We start from the raw sequence: 1014 nt of genomic DNA, 5'->3' as shown, positions 1-1014 counted from the left end.
CGGGCACGCACGGCGCCGGCGAGCACCACGTAGAGCAGGCCGGCGGCCATCAGCGCGCCCATGGTCTCGGGCAGGCCGAAGCGCTGCTTGGCCGCGATGATGGGCGCGATGAACGCGAACGAAGAGGCAAGGAACACAGGCACCTGTCTGCGGGTCACAACCTGGAAGAGCAGGGTGCCGGCGCCGGCGGTGAACAGTGCGACATTGGGATCGAGGCCGGTGATCAGCGGTACCAGCACCAGTGCCCCGAAGGCGACGAGCAGCATCTGCGAGCCGGCGAGGGCCTGACGCGCCAGGCCCTGCGATTCGCTTTGTTGTGTTTCGTTGTCCTGCATGGGTGGTCTAACTCCCCTGGAGATGGCGGACGCACGGCGGGTGCGGCGGTGCAGGCCGCACACGCTGGATATGATGGAGAGCGCTGACGCGATCGGGCGGGCCCCGAGGTCATCTGCCCCGGGGGAGCAAGTCTGCCCGGCCGCGCTCGGCGGCGCAACAGCGCCGTTCGGCGGGCCCGCCGCGGGCATGGCCGGGTATCGGCGGGGTTTACGGGATAATGGCCGGTGGCGGTACCGTCGGGAAGACGCGCCGCGCGGCAACGGTACGTTCCGACAGGAGGACTGGACAGGTGAGCACGATGCGCAACAGGCGTTGGATCCCGGTGGTGGTCGCGGTGATGCTCACCGCGTTGCTCGCGGGCTGCGCGAGCTACGGCGAGCAGCGGGTGGCGCCGATCCCCATGCCGGCGTCCCAGGCGGATTCGGTCACGGTCAACGGCGCGACGCTGCTGGCGCGGGCCTACCTCGATCCGGACACGGCGGAGGAGGCCTTCGGTTTCGACATCCGGGGCGCCGGGCTGCTGCCGGTGCAGTTCGTCGTGGATAACACCACCACGGGCGAGGTGCGTATCGACGATGACAAGATGCTGCTGATCGACCGTGAGGGCAACGCCTGGCCCGTTCTCAGCGCCGATCAGGCGCTGGAGCGGGTGCGCACCCGGGTCGAGCAGGGCGAGGC

General features: G+C 69.8%; 1 protein-coding gene and 1 pseudogene. One reads left to right on the top strand and one right to left on the bottom strand.

Going from position 1 to position 1014, the window contains the following annotated elements; translation table 11 throughout:
• Window positions 1–335 (bottom strand): solute carrier family 23 protein (locus G7A99_RS21000; protein ID WP_305792349.1); only part of this gene is annotated, 335 nt, incomplete at its 3' end.
• A 299-nt stretch (window positions 336–634) separates the two neighbouring features.
• On the opposite strand from G7A99_RS21000, the pseudogene G7A99_RS20995 reads away from it, so the two are divergent.
• Window positions 635–1014 (top strand): annotated as a pseudogene (locus G7A99_RS20995) (hypothetical protein); the annotation flags it as partial.

Source organism: Arhodomonas sp. KWT, from assembly GCF_010993615.1.
The sequence above is the reverse complement of the archived record's forward strand: the minus strand, read 5'-3'. Positions and strand labels throughout refer to the sequence as shown.